At 66.0% G+C, this 4,072-nt stretch carries 3 protein-coding genes; 2 read left to right on the forward strand and 1 reads right to left on the reverse strand.

Annotation, left to right across the window (positions count from 1 at the left end; genetic code table 11):
- A partial coding sequence (locus tag APY03_RS43130; protein WP_232324118.1) for a non-ribosomal peptide synthetase occupies positions 1 to 2,854 on the reverse strand: 2,854 nt, incomplete at its 3' end.
- Between the two features lie 568 nt (positions 2,855 to 3,422).
- On the opposite strand from APY03_RS43130, the gene APY03_RS01060 reads away from it, so the two are divergent.
- Together APY03_RS01060 and APY03_RS01065 are read left to right on the forward strand one after the other, a co-directional pair.
- Positions 3,423 to 3,629 (forward strand): hypothetical protein, encoded by a 207-nt coding sequence (locus tag APY03_RS01060; RefSeq protein ID WP_232324119.1) that lies wholly within the window; start codon positions 3,423 to 3,425, stop codon positions 3,627 to 3,629.
- Between the two features lie 111 nt (positions 3,630 to 3,740).
- Positions 3,741 to 4,028: a hypothetical protein gene (locus tag APY03_RS01065; protein ID WP_068673058.1), complete on the forward strand. Its 288-nt coding sequence runs from the start codon at positions 3,741 to 3,743 to the stop codon at positions 4,026 to 4,028.
- Positions 4,029 to 4,072: the final 44 nt, after the last annotated feature.

Raw genomic sequence — 4,072 nt, forward strand, 5'->3', positions numbered from 1 at the left:
GCGCGCAGAGCGCCTGCTTCACGACGGAAGTGTCGACCTGCGCACCCGCGGCCGCGACCAGGTAGGCGACCAGGCGCACGTCGCCCGGCTGGTCCTCTCGCGCGACGACGACGCTGGCACCCACGCCCGGCACGTCGTTGCAGCAGGTCTCGATCTCTCCAGGCTCGATGCGGTAGCCGCGTACCTTCACTTGGTGGTCGAGACGGCCCTGGTGTTCGAGCAGGCCATCGTTGCGCCAGCGGCCCCGGTCGCCGCTGCGGTACAGCCGGCCGCCGGTGTTCGAGGCGGGGTCGGGAATGAAGGATTGCTGCGTCAACTCGGCGCGGTTGAAGTAGCCGATGGCAAGACCGGCGCCGCCGATGCAGATTTCACCCGGGACGCCGACCGGGCATCGCTGGCCTTGCGCATCGATGATCCAGATGCTGGTGTTCGCAATGGGCCGGCCGATGGACACGCCGCTGCGAGCGAGCTGCGCATCGTCCACGCGCCAGGCGGTCGAGTAAACGGTGGTCTCGGTGGGCCCGTACATGTTCCAGAGCTCGCCGCAACGTGCGCCGAGCGCCAGGGCCAGGTCGCGGGGCAGGGGCTCGCCGCCGGTGATGGCCTTCAGCCTGGGGCTGCCCTGCCATTGCGCATCGAGCAACAGCCGCCAGGCGGTCGGCGTGCCCTGCAGCAGGGTGATCTGCTCGCGTTCGATGAGCTGGCGGAAGGCCTGCCCGTCCTTGGCCGTCTCGCGCGAGACCAGCACGATTTCGGCGCCGACCTCCAAGGGGAGGATCAGCTCCATGACGGCAATGTCGAAGCTCAGCGTGGTGGCGGCCGCGACGCGGTCCTGGGGCCCCATGCGCAAGGTGTCGCGCATGCTCTGGAGCAGGTTGGCCACCGCGGCATGCGCGATGCCCACGCCCTTGGGCTTGCCGGTCGAGCCGGAGGTATAGATGAGGATGGCCATGTCGCCGGGCTGCGCGTCGCGCGGGCCCGGGTGCAGCGGCGTGGCCGGGGCGTCCAGCCATTGGACGTCCTTGTCGAGCCAGAGCACCTGCGCGTCGCCGTCCTCGCACCAGGCGCTCGGCGCGTGGGCGATGCCGGAGGTGGTGATCAGCAGGCCGAGCTTCGCATCCTCTGCCTGGTAGTCGAGGCGCGCCTTCGGGAAATCCGGGTCGAGCGGCACGTAGGCTGCCCCGCACTTGAGCACGGCGAGCAAGGCGACCAGCATGTCCGCGTTTCGTTCGAGGCACAGCCCGACTCGGTCGCCGCGGCCCATGCCGCGAGCGCGCAGGGCATGCGCCAGCCGGTTGGCGCGCGCATCCAGTTCGAAGTAGGTCCACTGCCGGCCTTCGTGCCGCAGCGCTGCGCGATCAGGCTGCGCCGCCGCCGTCTGCTCGAACCCTGCATGGACGAGGCCGCCGCGCGCCAGCGGAGTGGGTGCAGGCTGAAGGACAAGGAGGCGCGCTTCTTCGGCGGCATCGATGAGGTCGACACCGCCGAGCGCCACGCCGGGCTCGCGCACGGCGGCCTTCAGCAGGCTTTCGTACATGCCCATCCAGCGGGCGATGGTCTCGTCGTCGAAAAGGTCGACGTTGTATTGCACTTCCCACTGCATGCCGCCGGCGACCGGCGTGAGGTTGAGGAAGAGCTCGAAGTTCTCGTACGCACGCGGAATGCTTCGCAACTGCGCGTGCAGGCCGGGGAACTCGTCGGTGGCGCGCTCGCTGCTCGCGTCGACATTGAAGAGCACGCTGACCAGCGGCAGACGGCTCGGGTCGCGCGGCACTACCAGCTTCTTGAGGAGCGTGCCGTAGGTGAGGTTCTGATGCTCGAAGGCATCGAGCAGCAAGCCGCGGCTTTGGCTGGCCAGCTCGGCCAGCGGCGTCGCGGCGTTCACCGAGACCCGCAGCGGCAGGAGGTTGGCGCAATGGCCGACGAGCCGGGGCATGTCGCTGGCGAGCTGCCCCGCGGCGGCGATGCCGATGACCAGGTCGTCCTGCCCGGTGAGGCGATGCAGCAGGCCGGCGAAGGCGCCGAAGAGCGCGCCATACAGACTGGCGCTCGATCCGGCGGCCAGCTTGCGAACACCGTCGACGAGCTCGGCGTTGAGCAGACCATCCCTCCGGCGCGATGCGAAGGTCCGCACCGCGGGGCGCGGCCGGTCGAGCGGCAATTCGAGCACCGGCGCACTGCCGCCGCTGAAGCGACCCAGCCAGTAATCGATGTGGCCCTGCATGCGCGGGCTGGACGTTTCGTCGGCTTCCCACTGCGCGTAGTCCGCATAGTGCGGCGCCGGCTCGGGCGGTGGTCGCAGGCCCCGCTCGTGCGCATAAAGCTCGCCGAGCTCGGTGCAGATCACGCTCAGGGACCAGCCGTCGCACACGGCGTGGTGGGCGCTGATCAGGAGGGTGTGGTCTTCCGGCCCTGTGCGGTAGAGCGTCGCGCGAAAGAGCGGGCCCTGCTCCAGGATGAAGCGTTCGCGGACTGCGGTGTCGAAGGCCTTGGCCAGCAAGCGCTGACTTTGCGCTGCATCGGGCTGCGACAGGTCGATGCGTTGCAGCACGGAGCCGGGAGGTGGCGCAATGAAGAGCTGCGTGCCATCGGGCGAGAAGGTCGCGCGAAGACTGTCGTGGCGTTCGACCAGGCGATCCATCGCGCGCTGCAGCGCAGCTTCGTCCAGCGCGCCGGTCAGATGCAGCGCGCTGGCCTCGTTGTACGCCAGCGCAGCTTCCTCGCTCAGGCGATCGCCGAGCCAGACTTCGCGCTGCGCCTCGGTGCTCGGGATGATCGTCTCGAGCTCGCCGAACGCGAAAGGATCGAAATCGTCGGAGTCCGGCTCGTCGGCCTTGTGTCGTGCACCTCTCACAAATCGATCCTCTGAGTGCGGGTTAGCCACGCATGTGCTGTGGCGGCGCGCAATCAAACGCGGAGTTTGGCTTTTCAAGCTCGATGGCCTGGGTGCCGTCCGGTGTACGCCTAATCCGTCCCCCTTATCCGTTTATGGCGATCCGATCGTTGTTACTGCAATCTCACCGGCTTCGCTGGTCACCGTTGTCAAGACGGCAACGTAAGGATGTGAAAAATTCACTTGGGGACGAAGCTTGCCTCGGATTCTTAGACGTTTGTGTAGGACGACGCCAGCACAACCCTTGAGAAGCCGCCTGCCTTCTCGCAAATCCAGTCGAGCTTGGCGATTGCCGTCGGTGAGCGGCCTCAACGATCGCCACTCGTTTTCTTGCCTGACCAGGTGAGACAAGCCGTCATCTGAGAACGGGTGACCTCACCCGCGCATTAACAAAGTCACACTTTGTGACGATCAACGGCCACTTGCCATCAGCGCGTCCGACCGGCCATCTAGGATGGCACCAGACCGACCGTGAGGTGCCCCAGGGCCCCTCCCGACCAACGCCGTTGAAACACAAGGAGGAAGGATGATGTGGCAATCCGAGCTGCCAACGAGGACGCTCGCCCAGAATGTTGACCATGGTCGCCAGTGGCAGCACGATTTCGTCGCCGAGTGGCACCGCCTTTCCGAAGGCTGCGCCGACTGGGAGCAGACGGCCAACTTCGCCATCGAGCTGTACGCGGCTCAAGGCAGGCGCAATCCTGTCGAGGTGGCGCGCGAGGAATGGGGTGCCTAGCTCTTTCAAGGCCTGCTGCCTTTTGCTACCCTGAAAAAGCCCCGGATGGGTGGCGCAATACCTTGGAAATTCAGATATGCGGAAGCAAGACGTTTGCGAAGGAAGCAAGGCATGACCCAGCCAAACCGTTCAGAGTCTGCAGAAACGACGCCACTGGAAGAGGCGCTGGCGAAGAACGTGGATGCGACCGAAGAGGTCAAGCGGGCGACAGACGAACTGACAATCGTCCGGGCAGTTCTCGACAAGGTTCCTGACGGAACCCCACCCGGGGATGTCGAGCTGGCAGCCAAACGCGCAGAAGACGTTGAGGACGACCTTTCCTCGGCTACTGAAAAACTCGAGCAAGTGAACGACACCCTGGCCAAGGAGGTGAAAGCCGGTGGGACGAAGAACGGATAGTGCCCTGGCCAGCGACAATTATCTTGAGTGGTCGACGACAACTA

Origin of the sequence: Variovorax sp. WDL1 (genome assembly GCF_001541225.1) — a bacterium.
In the GTDB taxonomy this organism is placed as follows: Bacteria; Pseudomonadota; Gammaproteobacteria; order Burkholderiales; family Burkholderiaceae_C; genus Variovorax.